Here is a 22,346-nt window from a genome sequence, read left to right as displayed (position 1 = left end):
GGCCGAAACGGTCACTTGGCCGGCGGACACCAGTCCGGGCGTGGGTTGACCTCGACGGGCCCCGGCCCGATTACGCTGGGCACCCCTGCTGACGGCTAAAAAGGTGAGTGGCTACCGTCTTTCGGGCCACCGCAGGTGGCCATCTGCCGGCCGCACCTAGTGCGCCGCCACCACCACACCGGAAGACGAAAATGGCCGGGCCGACCAAGCTCCCACATTGGGTAGAACCTGGCCGGGCGGCCAGGATCGGGGCGCGCAGCGCCTTGGGGATTCTCACGACCGTTGGGCCGAAAGGGTCACTCGGCCTACACAGCTCGGCCCGGGTGTGGGTTGACCCACGGTCGGCCCCGACGATTACACTGCGGCTCCTGCTGACAGGCATAAAGGTGAGTGGGATGCCAAATGCCAACTTGTAAGCCCGCCGTCAGGTGGGCTATTCGTCGGTCGCATCTGGTGCGCCGACGCCACACAGCCGCTGGGTCAGAGAGATATCTCGGCCACGGCCGGTAAGGATTTTGTGTGGCGAGTCGTTCAGGCGACGAAGGGGTTTCGTGGGTGCGCCAACTGGTCGAGTATGTGCGTAGCGCCGGCGTGATCGGGTAGGCCGGCCTCGTTGACTCCGGTTTGGATGATCGCGACGAGATGGCCTGCCTGGCGCAGTTCGTAGCGCGGCAGGCCGGCAGCGGTCCCGGCCGCGGCGGCACGGATTCGGCATCGTGCGGCGCCGGCGAGGTCGCCGCGAGCTCGAACGGGATTCTCGCTGGATCCGATGATGACGTGTTCGCTGTTGTCGCGTTGCGTGGTGATTGTCCAGGTGACCATGTGGGTATGGTCGCGGCTGTTTGCTGAAAGGTCGAGGGGCCGCAGCTCTCCCTGTGGATAACTGGGCCCCTCGACTCGTAGCTGTGGATTACTCGGTCGATTGGTGCTGTGCGGCGTCCCAGTCGCGGTAGGCGCGGCCGCGTTCGCGTCGTGTGGTCCGCGGTTTCACCGCGAACTGGTAGTCGTCTCGGGTGGGGTCGGCGCGATGCTTGCCGCCGTCGAGGCAGACGGCGACCGCGGTCTGGTGGGCGAGTTTGAGGATGTCCATGGTGGAGTGGTAAGCCGCCCTGTCGAGGATCTGCAGAGTGAGGGTGCCCAGGTAGACGTCAGTCCAGCGAAGTGTTCGGCGGTTATCGGGTGTGAGGGTTGAGCGTTCCATCACTCCGTAGGAGGGGCGGCGGGTCCAGTCGATGGCGATGGTGGGCCGGTCGTAGGGGTCTTCGTCGCTGGGCTGGGGTGCTCCGAGGTCGACGGGGAGGTGGACCAGGGTGGCTTTGGCGGCGGCGAGTGCTTCGCGGACACCTTGCGCGGCTTCGGCGTTGCGGAAGGTCATCAGCAGGCCACCCCAGTTCAGGCTCACGCGGACTTCCTCGGTGCGGGCGTGGAAGACGGTCAGGTCGGCATGCTGGGTGCTGCGCAGCCGGATGAAGGTGTTGGAGATGATTGCGCTCGGTAGTGCGCGTTCGGCGGGGGTGATGATGGTTTTGGACATGGTTTTTCTCCGTTCGTGTCGGGAGTGGTTGCGCCGGTTGGCGTGTGGATCAGGGGGACCGGCAGGGTGGCGCGGTCAATCCCCGAAGAGCGCGCGATGGTGGGAGCCGGGGTTTCGGCCCGCGAGCGGCAGCGAGCTTTGATAGGGCCGAAACGGTCACTCGGCCGGCGGACACCAGCTCGCGTGTGGGTTGACCGTGACGGGTCCCGGCCGGTCAGACTGAGCCACGCTGACAGGCAAATAAAGGTGAGCGGGCACCCAACCCCGATGGCCACCGCAGGTGGCCACAGCGGGCGCACCTAGTGCACCGCCACCACCCACACACCCTGCGCGTACTTCGGTGCTGCCCGCTCGCTGGGCGGTCTCGGCGCCACAGGGATTGATCACGGTGCCCTATGTTCGTGCGACCCTGGGCTTATGGGATCAAAGGGATTACTAGACACGAAGGTTCAGTCGGCGGCGCCAGCTCTTTTCGCGGTGCTACAGGGAATCAACGTCGATGAGTTGAGTAACGCTGAGCGCATCGCGTATGCGCAGGCGCAGGCGCTATCTGTGCTGGCCGCGACAGTGAATGGCGGGTCGATGTTGCCGTAGCAGGTCTCACGAATCGCGTCGTCGCATCGTCGGTTTGCGGAGCGTCATCGATGTGCACGCGATGCTGACTACCGGGCTTCCATGCGAAAACGGGTTGTGAGGCAGCAGGTGAGAGCAGCGTTCACGCGGTGTTGATTGGTTGTGTTCCGAGGTCTGTGAGAGCGTCGTCGAGTGCGGCGAATCGGCCGAAGTTTCCGCCGGCGATGGTGGTGCGTCCGCCGAGCCAGATGCCGATGATGTGGACGGTTCCGTCGCCGGTGTCGGTGGTCCATACGGGACCACCGGAGTCGCCTCCGATGGTGGGGGTCATTCCGACGGTGAGGTATTGGTGGTCGCCGAAGCTGCGGGTGACTTCTCCGCATACGGTGCCGGTGGTGATGCCGGCCCGACATACTTTCTGTCCGGGCCTGGGCTCGGGGTGGCTGTTGGCGGTGACGGGTTGGTCGTCGACGAACGGCACGGGCAGGGTGCGTAGCCCGAAGTCGATGAGTCCGTAGTCGGCTCCGCCGATGCCGGGTGGGTCGACCAGGGTGTGAATGAATGTTCCTGTGGCGCCGCTGTATTGGTCGCGGATGGTTTCGCCGGGGCGGGTGGCGCAGTGCCCGGCTGTGATGGCGTAGGTGTGTTTGTCGGCACCGATGTAGACCCAGCCGAGGGTGCATGCGTTGCTGGCGGTTTCGAGGCGGTCGCCGGGCTCGACCAGCTGCAGCGCGGCTGCGGCGGGAGCTGCCGGAACGGTGGTCAGGATCGCGGCCGCGGTGGCGATCGCCGCGATGAGGCCGGGGAGGAGTTTCATGCGGTCCTCCGGCGGCGGCGTAGGTGACGTTCGGCGTGCCGTTGGGCGCGGACGCTGAACGTTTCGATCCAGGTGCCGGCGGTCGAGGCGGCCGCGCGGTGGCGGTGGTTGACGGCGACGGCGGCCGCGGTATTGCGCAGGATCGCAGCGTCGGGCAGCGGGGCGGTCATGGGGTGTCCCATCCGGGTTTGGCGGCGGCTTCGGCGCGGCGCCGCAGGTCGGCAAGGTCGTTGCGGGTGTCTATGAACAGCTGGGTGAGCAGCTCGCGTTCGACGTCGCATTCGGCGAGCTCTTGCATCCGGATCGCATGGTCGCGGAAGGCGGTTCGGTAGGCGGCATCCAGAACGTCGCGAGCGTATTGGCCGGCGTTTTCCCTTGGCGCGATGGCGTCCTGGTAGGCGTCGAACAGGTAGATGGCCAGGCCTTTGAGTTGATGCGCGGTCGGCGGCCGATCGGGGCACAGTGCGAATGTGCTGGGCTGGGTTCGTGCCAGGTCGAGCACGGCGACCGGGTCGGGATCGTGGCCGGCATCGACGAGTGCGTGGATGAGCTGGTATGCCCAGCGGGCGCGGGGCCGCCAGATCGCGGTGTCGGGGACCAACTCGAGGATGGCGCGGGCGCGGGTTGCGGGCAGCCAGAGCAGTGCGCCGATCAGCTGGTGTTGGGGTTCGGTCTGGTGGACGAAGGCTTCGGCCCGCCAGTCGTCGGTGGGGCGTTCCTCGAGGTTGGTGTCGCTGGGGCACAGCCAGGAGTCATCGCCAGACACTGCGGCCCTCGGTTCGAGGGTCTGCACGGCGCTCGGGCTCATCGCGGGATCTCCTTGTCGATGATGGTGTGCACCACGGCGTAGGCGGCACGGCCGATCCGGATGCCGTCGTCGAGGAACTGCGCGACGTCACGGCCGTCACGGCCTTCGAGGAAGTCGGGGTCTTCGACTGGGCCGCGCAGCTGGGCCAGCTGTTGGCAGGCGAGCTGAAACGAGGAGATGCCGGCAGCGATCTCGGTGAGCAGTTTGGCGCGGGTGCGGCCGACCAGTTCGGCGTGCTCGTCGTAGTCGGCCAGGGTGGGCAGTGGGTGAATTGTCATGTCGTTACGGTCCTTTCGCGGGATTGGCCATGTGGAGGCGGGCCGTCAGGCCACTGCCATGGCCAGGGCCTTGATGCGGTCGGGCCGAAATCCGGCCCAGTGCTGGTCGCCGGCGACGACCACGGGGGCCTGGAGATAACCCAGCGCCATGACGTAGTCGCGAGCTTCGTTGTCGAGGGTGATGTCAACCGTCTCGTAGGCGATGCCCTGCTTGTCGAGGGCTTTGTAGGTCGCGTTGCATTGGACGCACGCGGGCTTGGTGTAGACGGTAATTTGAGACATTTCGGGCCTCCGTTAAATTGGTTGGACGGGGTTTATATTCACTTATTCTACTGGTCGATATAGGGTTATGCCACACCTATGCAAAACAACTTTATTGCTTTTCTCTATCATTTATCAGCCTCCATTCATGACTTACATGACGTTCAGTCGCCCATTGTCGCCCCGGGTGTCTGCTGCCGTTCTTTTTCCGTTTCTGACAGGCTCTTTATCGCTGGTTGCGGCGTGTAGTGCAAGGTTTCGGGCGGAAAGTTTTCAGTGAGCGCAGCGAGCGTCTTAGGAAAAGTTTTCGCGCCGGAGGCCGCAGCGGATGCGGAGCCGATGGCCTTGCATGGAGTCGCCGAAACCAAGGCATAATCCGGACTGCAGAAAAGGGAAGCTGTTGTTTGTGAAGGTGCGCCGCCGAATTACTATTGTTTCGCACGAATCGGTGTGAACTCGTGGTGTAAAGGTCGGTAGCGCCGAAGGCGTTTCCGCCCGGTAGTCAGTCGAGAGTGGCGGGCCCGCCGGCTGGCTGCTCGGCGGGCCCGGCTCTCTTCTGGTCAGAGGGTTTGCAGCATCGCGAACGCGTTGGACTTGAGCGTCTGGGCACTGCTGCCCAGGGTCACCGCCCGTAGCGCGCGGACTGCTTCGGGATTGCCGCGACCGCGAACTTTGGCGTGGTGGTCGACGTACTCGGTAACCGCGTTGTAGGCGCCCCAGCGGGTTCCGGCGACCGGTGCGACAGTGGGGGAGGACACCCACAGTCTGACGATGCCATTGGCCTGGTCACGGCGAGCGTTCTTGGCTGCCAGGCTGGTTGCGCCGTCGACGTCGACCAGGCGGTTGGCGAAGGCGCGGACCTCGTCGGTGTCCATCGGTGCCGCGTACAGTGTGGCGGCCTCGGCCTGGAACACGTCGAGGTAGCGCCAAGCCAGCCTCAGCGCCTCGCGGGCTTGCTGAATCGCGATGCGGGCGCTGCCGGTGTGGCGAATCGCGAAACTGGCCTTGGCTTCTCGAATCGCTGCGGTCTGGGTGTTGGCGCACACCACGCGGACTGGGGTCACGATGCCGCGGAACGCTGCGCTGCCGTCATGCGAGTTCAGCGCGGCGATATACAGGTCGGTGCAGTCTTTCGAGCCGTCTTTGCCGTCGAACACCATGGTCTCGGGCAACTTCAGGGTCACGAACGTCTGACGGCCACCATTGAGGGCACCAGCGGTTTCGAACACTGCGCCGCTCTCGTCAATGAGCGCTGTCAAGAAGTCGCACGAGGCCTCGTTCTGCAGGGGCTGATACTTGCTGCCGACTACACCAAGCACGTCGATCTGCCCGGGGATGATGGGGTTATCGCGCACGGTGGCGTAGTGATCGGGAACGACGAGCGGGTCCGGGGTGATGACACTGCCGTCTGCGGTCACGATGGGATCCTGGGCAACCTGCAACGGCACCTTACGCACGTTCCATCGGGCAAGGTGGGCGGCCTCCAGAACCTCCTGCGAGGTCATGAGGTGTCCGACCTGCTGGCCGAGCTGGTGCCAGGCATCGGTCTGCGAGTCGGCGAAGCTGACGCGGCCACGGGTGGAATCGAGTTGGTGAGCCATGGTGAGAACCTTTCGGGAGGGGCGACTCGGAGCCGCCCGTTCTGTTTGCCTGTCCGGCAAGGAGATCGAGAACCGGCATCAGGGCCGGGTAAGCAGCAAGGGCCCGGCGGGGCCGGTTTCACCGGTGAGCGCAGCGAGCCGCGAAACCGGTCCCGAGCCGTAGGCCGAAGCGGTGCCCTTGTGCGGCCGGACCGCCGGCTACGATCGGAGGCCGGAAAGCAGACCACTTCGTGGGCCTACGCCGGAAGGCGTAGACGACGTATCCTGCAGCGCCGCAGGCGCTTCCATTTCGCCGAACCACGGCGGGCTGCAGAGGTTGGAGTCCTCCACAGCCCGCCCGGTCAACTAGTCGGCATCCTCGCCGGGTTCGTCGTCCTGGTCCTCGCTTTCGGAATCGTCGGCCTGCAGGCTGTCGTCGTAAACCTCGTCGGCGGTCCGCTCACCGACGATCACCTGTTCGACCGGGGCCAGCTCGTAGGAATTGGCGACCAGGAAGCGCAGGTAGTCGATGGCCTTGACCACGTCGTACCCGCCGTAGCGCCAGGAGTCCTTGGGTGTGCGGGCTTCCAACGCACCCAGTACCAGCCCGAGGATGACGATCTGGGCGCGACCATCAGCGGTCGGTGCAAGGTCGCTGACCAGCTTCCGAACCGCAGCGGTCGAATCCACCCCGAGCAGCTTGGCCGCTTGCGTCGCCCCATGGAACTCCTTGATGAGACCGGGGTCGCGGACCAGGCAATCTGCGACGAAGATCGCCGCACCCTTCGGTGGGGTCTTGCGGACGAGCAGTTTGGTCACGAACTCCTGGCGAACGGGTGCGGCTGCCTCGGCCATCCGGTTGAGGGCGATGACCTTGCGCCGTTCACGCCGCAAGGTCGCTGCCCGCTCGGCCTCTGCGGCAGCGGCGTCGTCGCGGGCCTGCTGGGCATCGGCATCGGTCACGTCAGCCTCGGCCTGAACAGTGGTGTCACGCTCGGCGTGTGCCGAGACCTGGTGGCCGAGCTGCAGGCCAGCGGCTTGGTAGTCCAGGCAGTACCAGTCGGGCGAGTAGACCGTCGCCTGGACCACGCTGTTGACGTGCCGCAGGCCCTCTTCCGGAGTGGCCTCATCGTCGTCCCGGGTGGTCCAGTCGATCGAGTCCTCGTCCACGATCTCGCCGGTTCCGGCGTCGGCGTAGCCGTCCTCTTCGTAAAGCATGACCGCCCAGTGCGCAGGATCGGTGACGACGGCAACGGTGGGGCGCTCTCCCTCTGCGGTGAGCAGGTATTCGATTGCCACGCAGGTGATGTCGTCCCATACGGGTGCTTCGTCGTGCTCGATCACGCGGTAGCCGCGTTCGGTGAAGTCCTGCACGGCGGCGGCATATGCGCGGTCACGCTCGCGGGCCTGGCGCAGCTCCTCGACGCGCAAGGCGAACCTGGTGGTCCCGGCAACCGCGATCAGCTTCTCAATTGCATCGTCGTCACCGTCGAACTCGCTGAGCGCGGCGGCTTCTTCCAGGCTCAGCTGGCCGGTATCGAGTGCCTGCATCGCGGCGTTCGACTTGGCCGCTGTCGCAGCCGCTTTGACCGTGTCGCGTTTCACCGACAGCTTCTTGGCGACCTTGGTCTGCGACACTCCGGCATTGAGCATCTGCTGGATGCCACGTGCGCGCTGCGCCTCGGTGATCGCCTTCACCTGATCGTTGGTGACGATCTGGTGCACGATGCGCTCGATCGTTTCTTCGCTGGCGTCCGCCGCGCTAGATGGCAGCACGTACACCGGCACGCTGACCAGGCCGAGTTCGCGGGCCGCAAGGGTACGCATCTGGCCGTTGCGGACCCGGATCACGTCGGGATCCTCGGCGCTGCGAACGGCGGTGATCGGCGTCAGGACGCCGTTCTCGGCGATGCTGGCCAGGAACGACTTGTCGAGGATCGCCTCGTCGCGGACGTTCTCACCGATTTCCAGCGTTGCCGGATCGAGGTGTTCGAGCGTCCCGAACTGTGCGGTCTCAACAACGTCCTGCTGGGTGGTGTCGGTCATCTCAGTACCTTTCAGGTTGGAGCGACCCGGAGGCCGCCCGTTCTTTTTGCCTTTTGGCACTGGAGATTTGGGCGGGTGTGGGGGAGCCGGAGTGCAAGACTCGGGCGCAAAGTCTTTCCCAGCGAAGCCACCGGGAGCGTCAGCGACCGCGGCGAGTGCAGGGAAAGACTTTGCGAGCCCGCAGGGCCCGGAGCGTCGCGCAGCAGCGGAGGCCGGCGTCTTGGCGCGTAGGCGAGCCACCCGCCACAATCGGAAAGTGCAAAAGGCACAAAAACGTCACGTCACCTGCTCGACGCAACCACCACCTGAGCCGGCCCCGCATTACCAAGCCACCTGATCACCGGTGGCCGGCCACTTTGTCTACTCGGGAACCGACTCTGTCGCGCCAAAGCAGGGTGGTCCCCAGAGGCCGGCGTGTAGGTTCTTGGCCTCGTTCTCCGCCGCGGTGAGAGCCTCAAACCGCTGGATCGGGCGCTTGCCGTAGGTGGCGACCTGCGACATGCCTGCCCGGACCGATTCGACGGAAAAATCGCGCCCATCCGGAAGGTCGAGGTAGGAAAGCGTGCGACCATATCGGTCGGTCGGGGCCTGGGTCGGGTCGGTGGCCATCGAAACATGCTGTCCCACTGGGAGAAACGCGTTTGCCCATGAGGATGCTTCTGGGCCGCCACAGCCGACCGTCCATCCTCGCTTGTGGGTCTCGGGGGCGTTGATGCCCAGGATCCGGATCCGGAGTCGCCCACGGTCATCGTGGCGAATGTCGACGGTGTCTCCGTCGACCACTCGGACCACCGCGGCGTTACTCCCTCCGGTGGGGTCAGCGTTGCCGACAATAGGCGCGCAGGAGGGGACCAGGAGACAGCAACCCAGAGCGAGCATGAGGACAGCAGTGCGCCGAATCAGGACCATGTGATCATTGTTTGCCCTGGACCTGGGGTTATTCCACATCCAAACCCCGCCATTCTGGGGGTGTCGACGCACGGCGCGAAAGCTGGGATACTCGAAAGTGTGTTCGATGCCGTGTTTGATGACTGGTCGGGTGAGATTTGCGGGTACCGGACCCTGCACGTGGTGGACCGGCCGGTTCGCATCGACACGACCAAGGCCTTCCCGGCTCTGGGCACGGCTCCGCGTCGCGACGAACTTCCGATGTGGGTGAAGGCCGGCGGGTACTCGATCACAGGGCCGTGGATGCCTGGCCGCCAAATCGCGTGGATCCGGCGCGCCAACGATGGCGCCTGGATCGCCGTGTGTCTGCTTCCGGTCAGAAGCGGCAACGGACACGCGCACACGACGATGCAGCTCTGGCTCGAAGCCGACACCATCGCGCCACTGGAATGAACGAGCGGCGCTGCGCGGAGGGTGAGTGGTGGGAGCGGGACGATCGGCCTACAGTCGGCATCCATGCCGAGACTTCGCGATCGCGACAAGATGCTCGAAACTCTCCGAGACGGCCTTGCTCTGGCTGAACCATGTTGCAGTACAACCGATTTCCGGCGGCTACAGCACGCCGTTGACCGGTTCGCCGAAAGGCCATACCTTGACACCCAGATGGCCGCTCGGGATCACCTGCGAACAGGAAAAGGCGTGTTGCGAGACATGGTGCGGGCAGTTGAGCGCCAGGTGGGCTGCTTCGGCCGGGGAAGCGCACGCTTTGAGCCGCAACACGTCTCACTAGTCAGTGGCGTCAGCCGCCGGCGTGAGAGTGGGCTGGTACCACATGCGAGCACCCCAAATCGCAAGCACAGCGAGCAGTGGCGGACCGAATAGAACCAGCGCGGCAAGAACCGGGCCGTCTGCAGGATGTTGATTGATCGCTCTGCCTATGGGCAACAGCGCAATATTCCAGGCGAAAAACAGAACGATAGAAAGCCTTCCAAAGGAACGTTTCACGGCCTGAGAATCGGTTGAGTAAAGCGCGGTATTCGCCGACTTTAGAACGGTACCCAACCCTGCGAGCACACAGCAGTAAACCAGGGCGTATAGCCCTATCGCCATACCCAATGTGATGGTGTTACGAGCTTCCTCGATGTCTGCACTGCTCAGATTCCGAGGCGCAGCAACAAGATAGGCGTGAACGACCAGCGTAGATACAACCGCGAGAGCGGCGTACGTGGCAGCGTCCATCGTTTTGGCGACAACCACGAAGCTAGGACGATTAGAAATCGCTACCAATTTGGACAACCCTTGTGCGGCTGCGTGTGGTATCGCCACAAGTGCAATGAGCTTGCCTACCAGCGCCCACATTTCCGCCGATGTATCCATTCTATTTCCCCCCACTTAAAATGACATTTGGATAGTTTCGTCACGTGACACCGAATTCGGCAATTGCCTGCCCAGAGCGTCTGGTCAGTGAGCGTCGAGCATCCATTCATCCCAGTTGCGCGCGAGATGGGCGTCTGCCGTGGCGACCTCACCGTCAGTGAGGGCAGCACCGAGGCTTTCCCGTATCGGTGCCCGAATTTCATCAAGCTGCATCGGTCTGCCGATGCAGCCGGCCAACCGCACGGTGTAGTCGCTGACAATCTGCATGAACAGAGCCGCGTCGGTTCGCCAGGCCCACCCAAGAGCGCGGCCCATGACGTCGCCGGCACTGTAGAGCTTGCCATCGTTCTTCTTGCGGTCCTCAACGATCCAGTCAACCTCGCGCTGCACCAGCGCCTGGAGCATGGATGTCAGCACGCTGACGTCGTCGACAATCCGGGCGGTCGGCGGTACCAGGTGGGCCACGACATTCGCACCGGAGACGATGTGCGCAATTTGTCCTGCCTGAGCTTCGGAGACCAGTGCGTTGAACTTCGTCTTCGCATCGGTGATCGAACGCATTCTCGTTGGGTTCAAGACGACCATGAGGCGACGATACCACCGGAGACTCAAATCAAGGTGCAAGTATAGGTTCTATATTACGGACCTCATTTCAGACCTATTTAAAGATCCGATAAGCTACCTTATGTCAGTTAAGCGCCACTTACCAATCGTGATTAGCAGCTATTGACATAGCTCCGTATTGCCCTCATGCTGGGTGAATGCCCCCCAGCAGTCGCCTGGTCGATCTGATCGACTGGTACAAGAACGCCCATCCGGATATCACGGACGCCGAGATCGCGCGACGGGTCGGCATCACGCGAGCGAATCTGTCTCAGTGGCGCTCCAATGGTGTGCGTGGATGGCCGGCGCGGGCCACACTCGACGCGTTGGCCGCCACGATCGGCCGGCCATATCGAGAAGTGCTCGACGCGGTGTTGGCCGATAGCGGCTATGCGGATACCGGCAGGAGCTCCACGGCCGCGGCGCGGCCGCACCAGGTAGTGCTCGACGAGGCGGTGCGGGTACTCACCGAAGCCGCGAGACTCACCAACCAGCCGGTACGTCGAGCACCCGATGGCTCTTGGGAACCCGACCTCGATGCCGATGGCCTACCGATCGATTGGGCCGCGTTCGTCACCACAGCCCTTGCCGGGGCGGCCGCCAACATCGGTGGCATTGATGCGATCTTGGCGGGCCGGCCGGGCTCCTGGGAAGCCGCCGTGGTCCGCGATGCACTCAATGCCGCTGTGGGCCAAGACGAATGGGATCTGTGGCGCCACCGCACCGAACCCATCAACGTCGTCGTGCACCCCGAACGGATCCTGTTCGACATGGATTCGTCGACGTGGTTCAACGAATTCGACGCCGCCGAGGTTGAGCTGCAACGCCGGGAAAACGCGATCAAGCCAGGTTTCGTGTACAGCTACCCCGGCAAGGAGCTCGCCGAGAGAATGAGGCAGTACTACACCGACATGGGCGTGCAGATCATCGACGGTCCTCCCCCACCACTCCCAACGGTCGAGGAGATCGAGGCAGCGCTGGCGGCCGAACGAGAAAACCCCACCGAGCTCACCTCGAAAGAACAAGCGGCCGAGGATGCTCTAGCAACTATCGAGGTACTCAGAGACCGCCTGGAAGCCCTCCAGCGCGAAGAACTCGCCGAATACGGCCGACAGGTTGCCCAGGCCGTGAGACAGCGTCTCACGGCGCTCAAGCTTCCCGTCCCGGTGACTGTCTCGGTGGACCTCGACACTCCATGGGACCAGGCACCAGAGAGCCCGCTTGAGGCCTGGGCTACCGGAGCGATCGACCGGGCGATCGCTGCGGCGATCGCCGACACCCCCACACCCGACACACTGCCCGGCACACCCGTTGAACGGGCCGAAGCCGCCCTCACCAGCGAGAACGGATCCACCGATGAATGAACCCGAACTCGCCAAACTCTCCGATGCCGCAGATCAGTGCGGGATCCCGGCCGGCGGCCTCAAGATCACGGCCACCTACGATCTACTCCCCCAGGTCGTCCGCGGCCGCGGCGGCCACGTGCACTTCCCGTGGGACTTGGAACGATTAGCGATCGTCCGCCACCACGGCGCCTAGCTCGACGCGCTGAGCTCCGAAGGCCGCTTCCAGAAAGAGGCGTGACGATGAGTGAGGGCTACTGGGTGGTCAGTGTCGACCGGGACACGGGCGAGGCGACCACATCAGAGCGAATCGACGACAAAGACAAGGCATGGCAGGAAGCGGCCAACCTTGAGAGCCCCAACATCTTCACCACGGTCGTCCCCCGCCGACACGGGGCACCCCGACGCGACCAGCCCTAGACCACACGCACCAAACCCAGGAAGAGAGCGGCTCTGCCAATGACTGACCGCCCGCGCACCGATCCCGATCAACCCGCCGGCCAGCGCCGAACACCAAGCTGGCTTCGCGAAGCAGCGGTCGGCTTGACGGAGCGTGTGAGCAAGCGCGGAATGACTCTGACCGTCGAGGTCGCAGAATCGTTTCTGACAGAACAAAATCGCTCTGCCTCCCCCAAACTGGGCATCGATGAGCGCAACAGCCGGCAGTACCTCGACGACGACACCCTCGACGAGCTCGCCGACGAGCTCGTGTCCACCTTCGCCGACGAAGCGCCGGGAAGTAACCTGTTCGATCTGCCGCGGACCGCACACGTCAGCGTGGCCAACCTCGGCCGGCTCATCGCCGGCCTTGCCGAGGCCATCCAGTTTTTCGGAACCTTCCAGGAGATCGACGCTGCCGATCGGCGTGCCAGGATCCACGAGATCGCCCAGCTGTTGTCAGTGGCCGGCCTGGTTCAGTCCGATCACACCATTGGCCCTGTGGCCGCTCCCTCAGCGATGTTCGCACGGATCGCGCGCACATTGACCACCGTCGCCGACCTCACCGACAACCACGACCTCGCCGCCGCGCTGCGCCGCGACGCGATGCGCGCCCGCTCCGGATCAAACTCGTGAGCGCCGCGTTGGACCTGGACGACCTCGTCGACCTCTCACACGTCATCCAAGAAGTCGTCGGCCGCTCCCTCAGCCCGGACGAATCCTCACGCCTCAAGACCGCATATCAAGACGCTGGACCGCCGGCCGGCGCCACGCTCCAAACGCTGCGGGCCGCACTGGAGCAATCCCCACGATAAGCGCCCACCTCGATCGCTTAACCCAGGTCAGAACGGGTTTCGCTGGTTCGATGGCGTGGAATGTCCGACCGGAGAGCGAAGATGTAGCCCATGGGCAGAACATCGAACGCGACGCCGAGCAGTGACCAGGGGTATCTGGGGTTCGACAACGGCATCGTGAAGACCGCATCCACAAAGGACGACCCCAGCCACCCGGGCGGACCTGTCGTCCCGATGGCTGCAGACGGTGCGCGATGAGTGAACCCACCGCTGGCGACCCGCGGACCCGAGTCTCGCCGAAGCGCCGCGACGTCACACTAGACGACTTGACCATCCTCGTGCGCGTCCCAGGAAATCCCACCGCGACAGCGACTTTCACCGCAGACGAGCAAGCTGAGGCGCAACGATACGCCGACGAGCATGCCGCCAACGGCGCGATGGTTGTAGCACTGCCAGCCCCGATTCCAGATGCTGTGTGGGACTGGGAAACCAAGTCATGGGTTCAGAAGACCGCCGAGTAAGCGCGGGCTAGGGAGGGGCTCTGTATGCGCGATGAGAAAGCGGTGATCACCCACCACGAGGCAGGCCACGCCGTCGCTGCGCTGATGACTGTCGTCGGCGATCTGGACGGCCCGGTATCGGCTTGGAATGTGGCCGGCCGCGGTACTGGCAACGCCAAGATCACCGGCTGGGTAACCAGTGAGCCGGCACAAGCCGCATTCGTCTTCTACGCCGGCCCGTGGGCTGAGGCTCGCGTGCAATGGCAGCAACCGACGCTTGAGGATTTGGACGACATCGACGCGAACGGAAGATCGTTCCGGGAGACGGTGACAGCGGCCTTCTTGGAAGGCGTTGGTGGGACAAGCGATCTCGCCTTCTACACCGAAATGGCGAGGATCGATTCCAGCATCCCTGAGAGGGAACCGGATTGGTCGCGTGAGTTGGAACGCGCGTGGCCAGTCATTGGAACGCTGGCGAAGGAGCTGCGGGACGGATTGGACGCCGCTGAGCCAGGGCCACACCCCTGCCCCGAACTGCCGGGCAACGACCGCCTCACAGCGACGAGCTACGAGATCGCAGGCGACGACGTCGTGGCATTGGTACAGCCCCTACTCGAAGCGCGCGGGATCTGGCGCTACGTCACGTAGTTCTCTGCGCAGGTTGGGTCATTGTCGAAGTGTGCATGTGCACGCCGCCAGATCAAAGCTGCATTTCCGGCGCGTGGGGCGCGATGGGTACGACCTGGAGCACGTCTCGTAACGGGGCCGCTCCCCTCCCCCAGTGCATGCGCCGCGGGGTGCCAGCATGCACAGGGGTTACCTGCCACCAGCGATTCGGGACAGGGCTGCGCACAACGCCGGCCCGAGAGTCTGCTCCGGCAACCTGGGAAAACATTCTGGTGGCCACGTACAGGCCCAAACGTCGCGGTGGGTGATAACTGATGCCCGGCGAGCTGTTCGGCGCGGCTGAGGGCGTGCCAGGGCCCTTTTCCGTGCGTTACAGAGGCTGGAGGGGTGCTTGTTCCCGACAAAAGGCCTGGTGGGAGTGGTCAGTGCCGTGCGGAGTGCTGGCCACTCCCCTAGCCCAGCAGGCGGTCTGCACAACGGGTTGTTGTGCGTGGTCGCCCGTTGTGGCGCAGGCGGTGATCCGAATCTCGGATCGCATTTTGTGCCGGGCGGCTCGGCGCACGAACCGTTATATGGCTGCACTGATGTCCACCGGGATGTGTTGCGGGACTGCGCGGCATGTAGGCACACGGGCGTGATGCCCAACATGGGTCCGGACCAGCAGTCGCATTGCACATTCACTGCGATGCGCGACATGACCCTGCGTCAGGGACGCTGCGAATGGACGCGTATCGCATGCCATCGGCAGCCGAACCGCGTCACCTGTCGGTGCACTTATTGCGCCATATGCCGTTGTACAGGTGCCAGTCAGCATCTGCGGCGTGGTCGGGCCGACTATTGATTGCGGGATTCTTTGGCACGTCTGAATGCGGATGGGGATAGATATCGCTAGACGGGTGGTGCGCAGTGCATCTCTCACCGCATTGAGCGACGCTGCAACACGCGCGACACGCCGCGCCGCAAAAAATATTTTTCGCCACACCCGGTGCACTGTCGGGTCAACGACTACGGTCACTACGCGGTGGCCTATCTGATAGCTATTATCCATCACAGCACCCCGCATCGGGTGTCGCCAAACGTGAAGACGGGTCGATACGCGACCGGCTTACACGGTATTGCCCGATATGTGTGCGCATACCTGAGCCTCGGTATGCGCACTGGTATCTAGTCAGGTATCGGTTCAGGTATGGAGCGGAATACGGTGCCGGGTTGCGCATGCGGCCTGACATGGGGGTTTGTCGGCGACATGGCGCCACACGATGCGCCGCACTGCACTCCGTGTGCGCCTGCGAGTGGGTGCAAATGCTCACGACGTGGCGTGAGCGCGGACCTGATGCCGGGTGATGATTCGGGTTGGCGTGAGCACGTCGGCCGCGATGGGTGAACCCACGGGTGCGCGCATGTGCGAGCTGACGTAGGTCGTCGCCCCGTTTGCTGCAGTGCGACGTGGGCGATGTGATGGCCGGGCGCTGACGGGCGGTCTCGTCCGGTGTCATGCCCTCAGGCCTGCATGGCACGGCCTGACGTGTCGCATTGGCCGCCATAGACTTTGTGAACCATGAGCGTGCATGGTGTGCGGCACCTTCGGCGGTGCGGTTCAGCAGGCGCGCGGAACTCCCGATACTCGCAGAGTGAGGCGCCCACATGACTAGCAGCGTAGCCGCTTGGGATGATTCTGGGACCGCAGAACCCGCGGTCAATTGGAGCAGGCTCGGCAACGTATATCTGTTCGCGAACGGTAAGGGTGGGGTCGGCAAGACGACATGCTCGACGCACGGCGCGGCGCTTCTAGCCTCCGACGGTGCTCGGGTTCTCCTGGTCGATCTCAATGGACAGGGCAATGTCGCGACCATGTTGGGCTTCGCCAACACTGAGGCCGATGACAAGGGTCGAAACCTCTACAGTGCGATCACCGCCGGCGCTGCACTCAGCCCGGTGCGTGATGTTCGGCCCGGGCTAGACGTAGTGCCGGGCGGGCCCTACATCCGCCGCATCGCACCCGTCATGGCCGCAGAGATGGGGAATTCCCAATCAGCCAAACAGGTATTGATGTCGCTGGCGATGGCTCTTCAGGAGATCAGTCACCAGTACGGAGTGATCTTCATCGACTCGCCACCCGAAAACCAGCTGTTGCTGCAGGCAGCTCTATGTGCGGCACGTTTCGTGGTAATCCCCATGAAAACCGACGACCTATCGAGGATCGGTCTGCGCGAGGTGGCCGGTGATTTGCGGGCGATGCGCGAGCACAATCCGTACGTGATGTTGTTGGGCTGCTGCGTCTTCGCGTCAGGGATCGCGTCGAAGAAGATCCGCGAGGAACACGGTAAGAATGTCGCGGCCGACCTGGGGCAGAACGAGGACGTGATGTTCAAGGCGTTCATTCGTCATTCGGAAGCTGTCGGCCGGGACGTGCCGAAGTTTGGCCGGCTGGCCCACGAACTCGAATTGGAAGTCGCGAACAATCCATCGCGGTCGGCCATACGAAAAGGGAAGGCCGATGCCAATACCGTCGTGAGCAAGACATCTGCCGGAGTTGCCGAGGACTTCGCAGAGCTGACAGGCGAGATTCTCAGACGTGGATCGCACATCCGCGCCGAAATGATCGAAGAAGGAGTTTGGCCATGAGCAAGTTGACCCGGCAGGAGCTTCCTGCAGAGGATCTCGGCGACATCACCAAACCGAAGAGTCGCGGTGCGGGTCTGGCCGACCTGGTCGGTGACGTCTCGGCGGCTCCGCTGGCCCCTGTGCCGGACCGTCCGGAGCGCAGCCAGCCTGTTCCTGAGCTTGAACCACAACCGGTCTCGACGCCGCCGGCGGCCGTGGCGCCGGTTCGGTTGGCGCCCGAAGCTCCGACCACCCGCAAGCCTGGTCGGCCTCGGACACGGACCAAGCCGGCCTCAGCCGTGTACGTCACCGCCGGTGTCAAGAAGCGGTTCGAGAAGTACCGGCACGACAACAAGTCCACCAACTTGCAGGTGGTCTTGGAGGCGATCAGTGCCATGCACAAGGCCGACAAGCTCGACCAGATCATCCAGGAGTCGCGATACAGCACGGCTCCGGTGAACGACTTGTTCCCGGCTGACCCGTCGGCGGTGCGGTATCTGGGTGGCGGGAGTTCACAAATCTCGTTCAGCCCGACGCCGGAGCAGGAGGCGGTGATCGACCAAATCGGGAAGAAGCTGGGGTTTGATACCCGGTCGACGTGGATCGCCCCGGTCCTCAACGCTTTCCTTCCGGGCAAGAAGGACGCGACAGCTCAGTGACCGCTGCGGATCCAGCCTCATCCGTCCAGGTGTCGGGGCTGGATCCGCGTGCTCACCAGGTCGTTGAGGTCCGCAAAGGAGCGACAGTTTCGCGCCGATGCGCCCGGGCGCGGTGGTGTATCAGTTCTCGACCGTCTGTGAGCCGATGTCAACGGCGAGGGCTTGGCCGAGCAGTTCGATGGCGGCGTCCCAGAGTGTGTGCGGGTTTCGCCGGTAGTAGACGCGGCCCATTCCGTCTTGGCGGGTGATCAGGCCGGCGGCGGTGAGGTCTTTGAGTGGCTGCTGGATGGCGCTTTGTGCGCCGAATCCGAGTTGCATCGCGAGGTCGCTGGGGTTCACCAGGCCGTCGCTCTGAGCGATCGCCACCATGACAGCGAGTCGGTGTTTCTGGCCGAACACCACCCGGGAGAGTTCTTGGACTCTCTCGGATTGGGCGTACGACGACACGCCTGACATGCTATTACAGGATTTCTGTTATAGGTTTCGTGTTACTGATATTCTGTTACACAGATCCTGTAATACCTGGTCAGAGTGGGTATGCCACAAAGTACCGTGAGTTTGAACGGAGCGCGCATATGCCGGACACACCGGACGCCGCCAAGGCGCCGCGTCGCCGGAGGAACTGGCGGCACAACGAGACTCGTGCCAGCGAGAAGATGGTGGCCAAGAGAGTCAGCGCGCTCGACCATGAGGCGCTCACGAAGTTCGCAGAAGCCCAGGGCGTCAAGGTCGCGGTGCTGCTCGAACCGTTCGTCGCCGAGCTGATCAAGCAGGCTCACGAGTATTGCGAGAAGAACGGCGAAATCTTGGAGCCGGCCCAGGCGTCCTGAGGGATACCGGGTCACCCAGTCTTCTACGCGGCGAGGATCCTCCCGCCCAGCAGGTCAGCGATCATGTCGATCGCTTCCCGCTCGATGTCGATGTCGTCCATCGGTGGGGGACCGGTCGACATAGTGAGGTCCAGGTAAGCGTGTTCGGTGGGTTCGTCGAGACCTGTTGAAGGCCCTGCGACGACGAGTACTTCTTGGGATGATCCGCCCTGGGGTGCGCCGTTGCGGGCTTGCTCGCGTTGATCCAGCCAGTCTTTCCAGGCCGCTCTTTCGGCCTGATGACGTTCCAGGCGAGCAGTGCGGTAGTCGCCCAACTGGTGGCTGTCGGCGATGGTGTCGAGCTCGACGGGCCCCCGAGCTACGGTGCCTCGACCGGTGCGTGTGAGTAGGCCGGCTATTTCGAGGTCGATCACCATGGCGTCGCCGGTGGCTCTGGGCACCGCGGCCGCCGCATAAATGTCGGCTTTGTTGGTCAGTCCATGGTGGGCGACCAGTTCGTAGATTCGGCGCAGGTGGTGGCCCAGGATGATCCAGGCGTCGTGCACTGGTTCGATGCGGATGCGTTCAGCGGCTGCGGGGTCGTTGGTCACGCGGTTCTGGGTGGTGAGGGCGTATACGTCGGCCTCGGTTCCGATGTGATGTCTCACGAGGACGAGGGGCGCGCCGGCTCTTTCCCGAAGGTCTGCGAGTACGCGCCAGATGGTGTCTTCGCTCAGGAGCCCGCAGCTCAGTGAGAGTGCTCGGCCGCCGACACCCACCAGCCAGGTTCCTGATCGTTGCTCTCCGGCCACCACAGCGTAGAAAGCGATGCTCTGCAGAACTGCGTGCACTGTCCAGCGGTACCTCTTGCCGGCGAACTCTTTGTCGGCCCAGGCGGTTCCGTTGGCGAGCCAGTCCCGAAGATCCTTCGGTCCGCGTGGTCCTGGGGTGTATCCCCCCGGTGAGTTCTTTGTCTTGTGCCGTGGGGGAGAGGACTTTAAGACGTTGTTGATCAACCAGTCGAATGCTTTGGTGACATCGCGTGAGAGGGCCTGGTCGCCGCGGTGGTCGTAGCGGAGGTAGGCGGATCCGAGTCCTTGGTGCCAGGGACCGTTCGGCTCGATCATCTCGCGCAGGGTGGCCAGGCTGTGGCCCCGGGCGATCGCATTGACGACGACGGATTGGCGGGCCTCGTGGTTGGACTGCCATGTGAGGCGCGCTGGGTTGAGTGTTCCGTGCGTGGCGTAGGCGGCGACGTCGGCCGGCAGCGGATCGTGGCGGACGTAGGGAGCGCTGATGCGTTGGTCGTCGCCGGCGCCCACGGTGTATTCGGCTGCGGCGCTGGGTGTCTGTGGTGCGGTGATGGAGCGCTGACGGTCTGGTGGATTGAGAGCACCGAGAAGCATGAGCAACCGGGGCAGCAGGCCGGGATCGGATCGTGTGGTGAAGGCCTCGACGGCGGCGTCCAGGGTTCCGTCGAGCTGGCGGTAGCCACCTTCGCGGCATGGTGATCCCGGCGGCGTCATGCAACCCGTGTCGGCGTTGGTGTTCGGGGTGATGTCGAGGGTGGGCAGCCGGGCTGCGAGAAGCCGAACCAGGTGGTTGATTTCGTCAAGTGACGCTGAGGTGCCGATGGCCAATGGGCAGATCAGATGCCGGCCACCGCTGGTGGATCGATCAGTGACGACTACTCCGCCGCATTCGGTGATCCATTCCACGGCCCTGGACAGGTCTGCGGCAACGGCTGCGGGACCGTGCTGCTTGGCATCGAAGTCCAACCACAACGTCTGGGTACGACGATGTGAGTAGAGATACACCGCGGCGGGCCGGCTCGGAAGTCGCTCGCAGTGTTTGGCGGTGTCGCTGAACTTCCCGGTGTCGGGGCTCCATAGGCGCATCCTGCTGCGCCCGGGCGCAGCCACCAGTCGTGCCAGCCGTTTCCACACGAGCTCCGGCGGGCAGGCCGGGGCCTTGCGATCGGCTGGGAGGACCGCCGTTGTCACGGGCTGGTCACGGAAAACGGTTGCGGGCCGGGCTGATTGGGCCGAACTGCCCGCGCCAATATCACAATGGGGTGTCGTTCATTGCGGCTCACAAGGGCGTCCTTTATCCTGGAGCCAGCCTTACGTGGTTGGCCCCAAAATCGGTGTCAGAGAATTCGGTTGTTACGGGTCGCCTGAACGGAAGTTGGCGCTTCGGTTTAGGTTTCGGATCTCCCCGCTTCGGCGGGGATTTCTGGTTTTGACCCTGTGGCGTCCTACGCTGGGTGCAGCGTCCGACGCGGCGGCAAAGTGATAGGTGTGCCTCCTGGTGCTCGTGTTGACGCCGAGTTTGGCACGGAAAGCCGGTTAAACCGGTCAGACACGCTGGTCATGCCCCTTGATTGTCGGTGAAGGGTCGGTAAGTGGCTTCCCTTGCGGCCCTTCCGCCGGCTCCGTGAGTCTGTCTCACGTGGTGCCCAAGCACGTCGTCAACAGGCTCGGAAGCCGACACCGACACCCAGCCCGGCCATGATCGGAATGCTTCGAATCTGCTTTGGCTGTCGCGTAAGGCGCGGGTTGCAGCTGACACTTCGAGTCGAGATCCGAGCTATGCAAAGGAAGCCCGAATGACCCTCCTCGATGAGCGGCCCCCAATGGCACCTGACGCTCCGGCCGAACCTGCGCCACCAGCTCAGCCGACGAGCACTGAGCCGCCGCCCGCGGTGGGAGAGCCTGGGACGACAAGCCGCGCGGACGAGAAGCTGCGGATGCTGGGCCGCGCACGACGCAGCGCGGTAGGCGTCACGGTGTTCATCGCTCTCGGCTCATTCGGCCTCTCGTTCTATTCGCTATGGGATATGGCATCGCAGCTGGCGTGGCCGGGATACATCGCGTGGCTGTGGCCGCTGATCGTCGACGGCATGATCATCGTGGCCACGATGTCGTTGGTGGCGTTCGGTGGCTACTCCGGACAGAAGTCGAACCAGATCTACTCGTGGTGCGTTCTGGCCTTCGGAGCCGTTGTGAGTATGAGCGCCAACTTCATTCACCCGCTGCTGCCACATCTCACAGGCCAGGACCTGGGCCCCGTCACGGCCGGTTCCTGGCTGGGGGCCGGCATATCCTGCATCCCTCCAATCGCTCTCTTGGCTTGTACCCATTTGCTGGCTCGACTTTGGGCATTCACGCCCGAGGACGAGCTCACCGCACCGGCGCCCGCAGAGGTCGGCAACTACGTCGGGGGAGTGGCTGAGTTGTCGTTGGCAGTCGCGGCCGGCATCCAGGCGCGCGGCAAGCTGACAGGCCATCCGCAGCAGGTGATCGCCGAGACGGTACAGCTGTTGTTCCACAGTCAGCCGCCGCTGACGCTCCGGGAGATCGGTCGGCGCGTTGATCGGCATCACGACGTCGTGGGCAAGGTGCGTGACGAGACAGCCGTGCTTCTCGGGATCGGAGTGGACGCTCAGTGCAGTACTGCCGGCTGATCCGCCATCAGAGCTCCTGTTGCTGTGCCGCGATTTCGGTGCTCGACGGCTGTCGCATAACCGGCGAACGGTCCATAGCGTTCACATCAATAGAACTGCGGCGGCTGGCGCCCCCGAATGAAAGGACGGGTCTACGGTGACGATTCCGTTTGACCAGATCTTGGCGGACTCGGTTTTCCACGTGGGCAAGTTGATCGGCGCCGCTGGCAACCTGTTCGGACCGCCGCCACAGTCACCGGCTGTCTCGCCCACGATCGATGGCGGCGGCGGTGGAGGGACGTCGACTGATCCGACCTATCCGCTGCCACCCGGCCATGACCCGATCGCGCCACCTCCGCCGG

The 22,346-nt window shown here is 63.9% G+C and carries 27 protein-coding genes and 1 pseudogene; 14 read left to right on the top strand and 14 right to left on the bottom strand.

Features of this window, described 5'->3' with window-relative positions; all coding sequences use genetic code 11:
* Nucleotides 1-531: 531 nt before the first annotated feature.
* From A5779_RS21580 to A5779_RS21540, 10 genes are all read right to left on the bottom strand, one after another.
* Complete coding sequence (locus A5779_RS21580) at nt 532-822, bottom strand: hypothetical protein (RefSeq protein ID WP_064885477.1); 291 nt, start codon at nt 820-822, stop codon at nt 532-534.
* Between the two features lie 88 nt (nt 823-910).
* Nucleotides 911-1,534, bottom strand: a complete 624-nt coding sequence (locus A5779_RS21575) for a hypothetical protein (RefSeq protein ID WP_064885475.1) — start codon at nt 1,532-1,534, stop codon at nt 911-913.
* 715 nt (nt 1,535-2,249) lie between these two features.
* Nucleotides 2,250-2,924 (bottom strand): trypsin-like peptidase domain-containing protein, encoded by a 675-nt coding sequence (locus A5779_RS21570; protein WP_064885473.1) that lies wholly within the window; start codon nt 2,922-2,924, stop codon nt 2,250-2,252.
* On the bottom strand, nt 2,921-3,094 hold the full coding sequence (locus A5779_RS33630; protein WP_110777580.1) for an amidohydrolase: 174 nt from the start codon (nt 3,092-3,094) through the stop codon (nt 2,921-2,923). Before A5779_RS33630 ends, A5779_RS21570 begins: the two co-directional genes overlap by 4 nt.
* Complete coding sequence (locus A5779_RS21565) at nt 3,091-3,732, bottom strand: hypothetical protein (protein WP_236734841.1); 642 nt, start codon at nt 3,730-3,732, stop codon at nt 3,091-3,093. Before A5779_RS21565 ends, A5779_RS33630 begins: the two co-directional genes overlap by 4 nt.
* Nucleotides 3,729-4,010, bottom strand: coding sequence for a hypothetical protein (locus A5779_RS21560; RefSeq protein WP_064885471.1), 282 nt, complete (start codon nt 4,008-4,010; stop codon nt 3,729-3,731). The genes A5779_RS21565 and A5779_RS21560 overlap by 4 nt, the downstream gene beginning before the upstream one ends.
* A gap of 45 nt (nt 4,011-4,055) precedes the next feature.
* The gene (locus tag A5779_RS21555; protein ID WP_064885469.1) at nt 4,056-4,292 is read right to left on the bottom strand and encodes a redoxin NrdH; all 237 of its coding nucleotides are present in this window, start codon (nt 4,290-4,292) and stop codon (nt 4,056-4,058) included.
* A gap of 539 nt (nt 4,293-4,831) precedes the next feature.
* Nucleotides 4,832-5,872: a DUF932 domain-containing protein gene (locus tag A5779_RS21550; RefSeq protein WP_064885467.1), complete on the bottom strand. Its 1,041-nt coding sequence runs from the start codon at nt 5,870-5,872 to the stop codon at nt 4,832-4,834.
* A gap of 345 nt (nt 5,873-6,217) precedes the next feature.
* Nucleotides 6,218-7,897, bottom strand: coding sequence for a ParB/RepB/Spo0J family partition protein (locus A5779_RS21545; RefSeq protein WP_064885465.1), 1,680 nt, complete (start codon nt 7,895-7,897; stop codon nt 6,218-6,220).
* Nucleotides 7,898-8,257: 360 nt separating this feature from the next.
* A complete protein-coding gene (locus A5779_RS21540; protein WP_064885482.1) occupies nt 8,258-8,776 on the bottom strand; it encodes a thermonuclease family protein in 519 nt (172 codons plus the stop codon).
* Nucleotides 8,777-8,905: 129 nt separating this feature from the next.
* Here A5779_RS21540 and A5779_RS21535 point away from each other — a divergent pair, with 129 nt between their 5' ends.
* Entirely contained in the window at nt 8,906-9,238 is a 333-nt protein-coding gene (locus A5779_RS21535; protein ID WP_236734840.1) for a hypothetical protein, read from the top strand.
* A 333-nt stretch (nt 9,239-9,571) separates the two neighbouring features.
* Here the strand turns inward: A5779_RS21535 and A5779_RS21530 are convergent, their stop codons facing one another.
* Together A5779_RS21530 and A5779_RS21525 are read right to left on the bottom strand one after the other, a co-directional pair.
* Nucleotides 9,572-10,162, bottom strand: a complete 591-nt coding sequence (locus A5779_RS21530) for a hypothetical protein (RefSeq protein WP_131811672.1) — start codon at nt 10,160-10,162, stop codon at nt 9,572-9,574.
* 84 nt (nt 10,163-10,246) lie between these two features.
* Nucleotides 10,247-10,747, bottom strand: a complete 501-nt coding sequence (locus A5779_RS21525; protein WP_131811671.1) for a hypothetical protein — start codon at nt 10,745-10,747, stop codon at nt 10,247-10,249.
* Between the two features lie 176 nt (nt 10,748-10,923).
* Between A5779_RS21525 and A5779_RS34305 the strand changes: the two genes are divergently transcribed.
* The 10 genes from A5779_RS34305 (at nt 10,924) to A5779_RS21485 (ending at nt 17,730) form a co-directional block, all read left to right on the top strand.
* Complete coding sequence (locus tag A5779_RS34305) at nt 10,924-12,129, top strand: helix-turn-helix domain-containing protein (RefSeq protein ID WP_064885459.1); 1,206 nt, start codon at nt 10,924-10,926, stop codon at nt 12,127-12,129.
* Nucleotides 12,122-12,304, top strand: a complete 183-nt coding sequence (locus tag A5779_RS21515) for a hypothetical protein (RefSeq protein ID WP_064885457.1) — start codon at nt 12,122-12,124, stop codon at nt 12,302-12,304. The genes A5779_RS34305 and A5779_RS21515 overlap by 8 nt, the downstream gene beginning before the upstream one ends.
* A gap of 47 nt (nt 12,305-12,351) precedes the next feature.
* Nucleotides 12,352-12,528, top strand: a complete 177-nt coding sequence (locus tag A5779_RS34090) for a hypothetical protein (RefSeq protein WP_165609815.1) — start codon at nt 12,352-12,354, stop codon at nt 12,526-12,528.
* Between the two features lie 135 nt (nt 12,529-12,663).
* A complete protein-coding gene (locus tag A5779_RS21510; protein ID WP_236734839.1) occupies nt 12,664-13,182 on the top strand; it encodes a hypothetical protein in 519 nt (172 codons plus the stop codon).
* The gene (locus tag A5779_RS21505; protein ID WP_064885453.1) at nt 13,179-13,361 is read left to right on the top strand and encodes a hypothetical protein; all 183 of its coding nucleotides are present in this window, start codon (nt 13,179-13,181) and stop codon (nt 13,359-13,361) included. Before A5779_RS21510 ends, A5779_RS21505 begins: the two co-directional genes overlap by 4 nt.
* 90 nt (nt 13,362-13,451) lie before the next feature.
* Nucleotides 13,452-13,598 (top strand): hypothetical protein, encoded by a 147-nt coding sequence (locus tag A5779_RS34085; RefSeq protein WP_165609816.1) that lies wholly within the window; start codon nt 13,452-13,454, stop codon nt 13,596-13,598.
* A gap of 68 nt (nt 13,599-13,666) precedes the next feature.
* Nucleotides 13,667-13,861: a hypothetical protein gene (locus A5779_RS21500; RefSeq protein WP_236734838.1), complete on the top strand. Its 195-nt coding sequence runs from the start codon at nt 13,667-13,669 to the stop codon at nt 13,859-13,861.
* Nucleotides 13,862-13,903: 42 nt separating this feature from the next.
* Nucleotides 13,904-14,488, top strand: coding sequence for a hypothetical protein (locus tag A5779_RS21495; RefSeq protein WP_131811670.1), 585 nt, complete (start codon nt 13,904-13,906; stop codon nt 14,486-14,488).
* Between the two features lie 1,623 nt (nt 14,489-16,111).
* The gene (locus A5779_RS21490) at nt 16,112-17,092 is read left to right on the top strand and encodes a ParA family protein (RefSeq protein WP_064885447.1); all 981 of its coding nucleotides are present in this window, start codon (nt 16,112-16,114) and stop codon (nt 17,090-17,092) included.
* Nucleotides 17,089-17,730, top strand: a complete 642-nt coding sequence (locus A5779_RS21485; RefSeq protein ID WP_064885445.1) for a hypothetical protein — start codon at nt 17,089-17,091, stop codon at nt 17,728-17,730. The genes A5779_RS21490 and A5779_RS21485 overlap by 4 nt, the downstream gene beginning before the upstream one ends.
* Before the next feature lie 120 nt (nt 17,731-17,850).
* Here the strand turns inward: A5779_RS21485 and A5779_RS21480 are convergent, their stop codons facing one another.
* Nucleotides 17,851-18,177 (bottom strand): ArsR/SmtB family transcription factor, encoded by a 327-nt coding sequence (locus A5779_RS21480; RefSeq protein ID WP_413784929.1) that lies wholly within the window; start codon nt 18,175-18,177, stop codon nt 17,851-17,853.
* 128 nt (nt 18,178-18,305) lie between these two features.
* Here A5779_RS21480 and A5779_RS21475 point away from each other — a divergent pair, with 128 nt between their 5' ends.
* Nucleotides 18,306-18,560, top strand: a complete 255-nt coding sequence (locus A5779_RS21475) for a hypothetical protein (RefSeq protein WP_064885443.1) — start codon at nt 18,306-18,308, stop codon at nt 18,558-18,560.
* Between the two features lie 23 nt (nt 18,561-18,583).
* Here A5779_RS21475 and A5779_RS21470 read toward each other — a convergent pair whose 3' ends face one another.
* Entirely contained in the window at nt 18,584-20,542 is a 1,959-nt protein-coding gene (locus A5779_RS21470) for a hypothetical protein (RefSeq protein ID WP_064885441.1), read from the bottom strand.
* 605 nt (nt 20,543-21,147) lie between these two features.
* On the opposite strand from A5779_RS21470, the gene A5779_RS21465 reads away from it, so the two are divergent.
* Together A5779_RS21465 and A5779_RS34300 are read left to right on the top strand one after the other, a co-directional pair.
* Nucleotides 21,148-22,005 carry a DUF2637 domain-containing protein gene (locus tag A5779_RS21465; RefSeq protein ID WP_082941788.1) on the top strand — a complete coding sequence of 286 codons (858 nt, stop codon included), beginning with the start codon at nt 21,148-21,150 and terminating at the stop codon, nt 22,003-22,005.
* 136 nt (nt 22,006-22,141) lie between these two features.
* Nucleotides 22,142-22,346, top strand: a pseudogene (locus A5779_RS34300) (hypothetical protein); the annotation flags it as partial.

The organism is Mycolicibacterium peregrinum (assembly GCF_001665625.1).
GTDB classification, from domain to species: domain Bacteria; phylum Actinomycetota; class Actinomycetes; order Mycobacteriales; family Mycobacteriaceae; genus Mycobacterium; species Mycobacterium peregrinum_B.
This window is presented reverse-complemented; position numbering and strand designations above follow the sequence as displayed.

Coding starts and splice junctions, on each gene's coding strand:
- A5779_RS33630 (WP_110777580.1), bottom strand. CDS start 3,094: ATGACCGCCCCGCTGCCCGACGCTGCGATCCTGCGCAATACCGCGGCC.
- A5779_RS21545 (WP_064885465.1), bottom strand. CDS start 7,897: ATGACCGACACCACCCAGCAGGACGTTGTTGAGACCGCACAGTTCGGG.
- A5779_RS21575 (WP_064885475.1), bottom strand. CDS start 1,534: ATGTCCAAAACCATCATCACCCCCGCCGAACGCGCACTACCGAGCGCA.
- A5779_RS34085 (WP_165609816.1), top strand. CDS start 13,452: ATGGGCAGAACATCGAACGCGACGCCGAGCAGTGACCAGGGGTATCTG.
- A5779_RS21565 (WP_236734841.1), bottom strand. CDS start 3,732: ATGAGCCCGAGCGCCGTGCAGACCCTCGAACCGAGGGCCGCAGTGTCT.
- A5779_RS21485 (WP_064885445.1), top strand. CDS start 17,089: ATGAGCAAGTTGACCCGGCAGGAGCTTCCTGCAGAGGATCTCGGCGAC.
- A5779_RS21560 (WP_064885471.1), bottom strand. CDS start 4,010: ATGACAATTCACCCACTGCCCACCCTGGCCGACTACGACGAGCACGCC.
- A5779_RS21525 (WP_131811671.1), bottom strand. CDS start 10,747: ATGGTCGTCTTGAACCCAACGAGAATGCGTTCGATCACCGATGCGAAG.
- A5779_RS34090 (WP_165609815.1), top strand. CDS start 12,352: ATGAGTGAGGGCTACTGGGTGGTCAGTGTCGACCGGGACACGGGCGAG.
- A5779_RS21540 (WP_064885482.1), bottom strand. CDS start 8,776: ATGCTCGCTCTGGGTTGCTGTCTCCTGGTCCCCTCCTGCGCGCCTATT.
- A5779_RS21515 (WP_064885457.1), top strand. CDS start 12,122: ATGAATGAACCCGAACTCGCCAAACTCTCCGATGCCGCAGATCAGTGC.
- A5779_RS21465 (WP_082941788.1), top strand. CDS start 21,148: ATGACCCTCCTCGATGAGCGGCCCCCAATGGCACCTGACGCTCCGGCC.
- A5779_RS21530 (WP_131811672.1), bottom strand. CDS start 10,162: ATGGATACATCGGCGGAAATGTGGGCGCTGGTAGGCAAGCTCATTGCA.
- A5779_RS21550 (WP_064885467.1), bottom strand. CDS start 5,872: ATGGCTCACCAACTCGATTCCACCCGTGGCCGCGTCAGCTTCGCCGAC.
- A5779_RS21570 (WP_064885473.1), bottom strand. CDS start 2,924: ATGAAACTCCTCCCCGGCCTCATCGCGGCGATCGCCACCGCGGCCGCG.
- A5779_RS21555 (WP_064885469.1), bottom strand. CDS start 4,292: ATGTCTCAAATTACCGTCTACACCAAGCCCGCGTGCGTCCAATGCAAC.
- A5779_RS21490 (WP_064885447.1), top strand. CDS start 16,112: ATGACTAGCAGCGTAGCCGCTTGGGATGATTCTGGGACCGCAGAACCC.
- A5779_RS21580 (WP_064885477.1), bottom strand. CDS start 822: ATGGTCACCTGGACAATCACCACGCAACGCGACAACAGCGAACACGTC.
- A5779_RS34305 (WP_064885459.1), top strand. CDS start 10,924: ATGCCCCCCAGCAGTCGCCTGGTCGATCTGATCGACTGGTACAAGAAC.
- A5779_RS21475 (WP_064885443.1), top strand. CDS start 18,306: ATGCCGGACACACCGGACGCCGCCAAGGCGCCGCGTCGCCGGAGGAAC.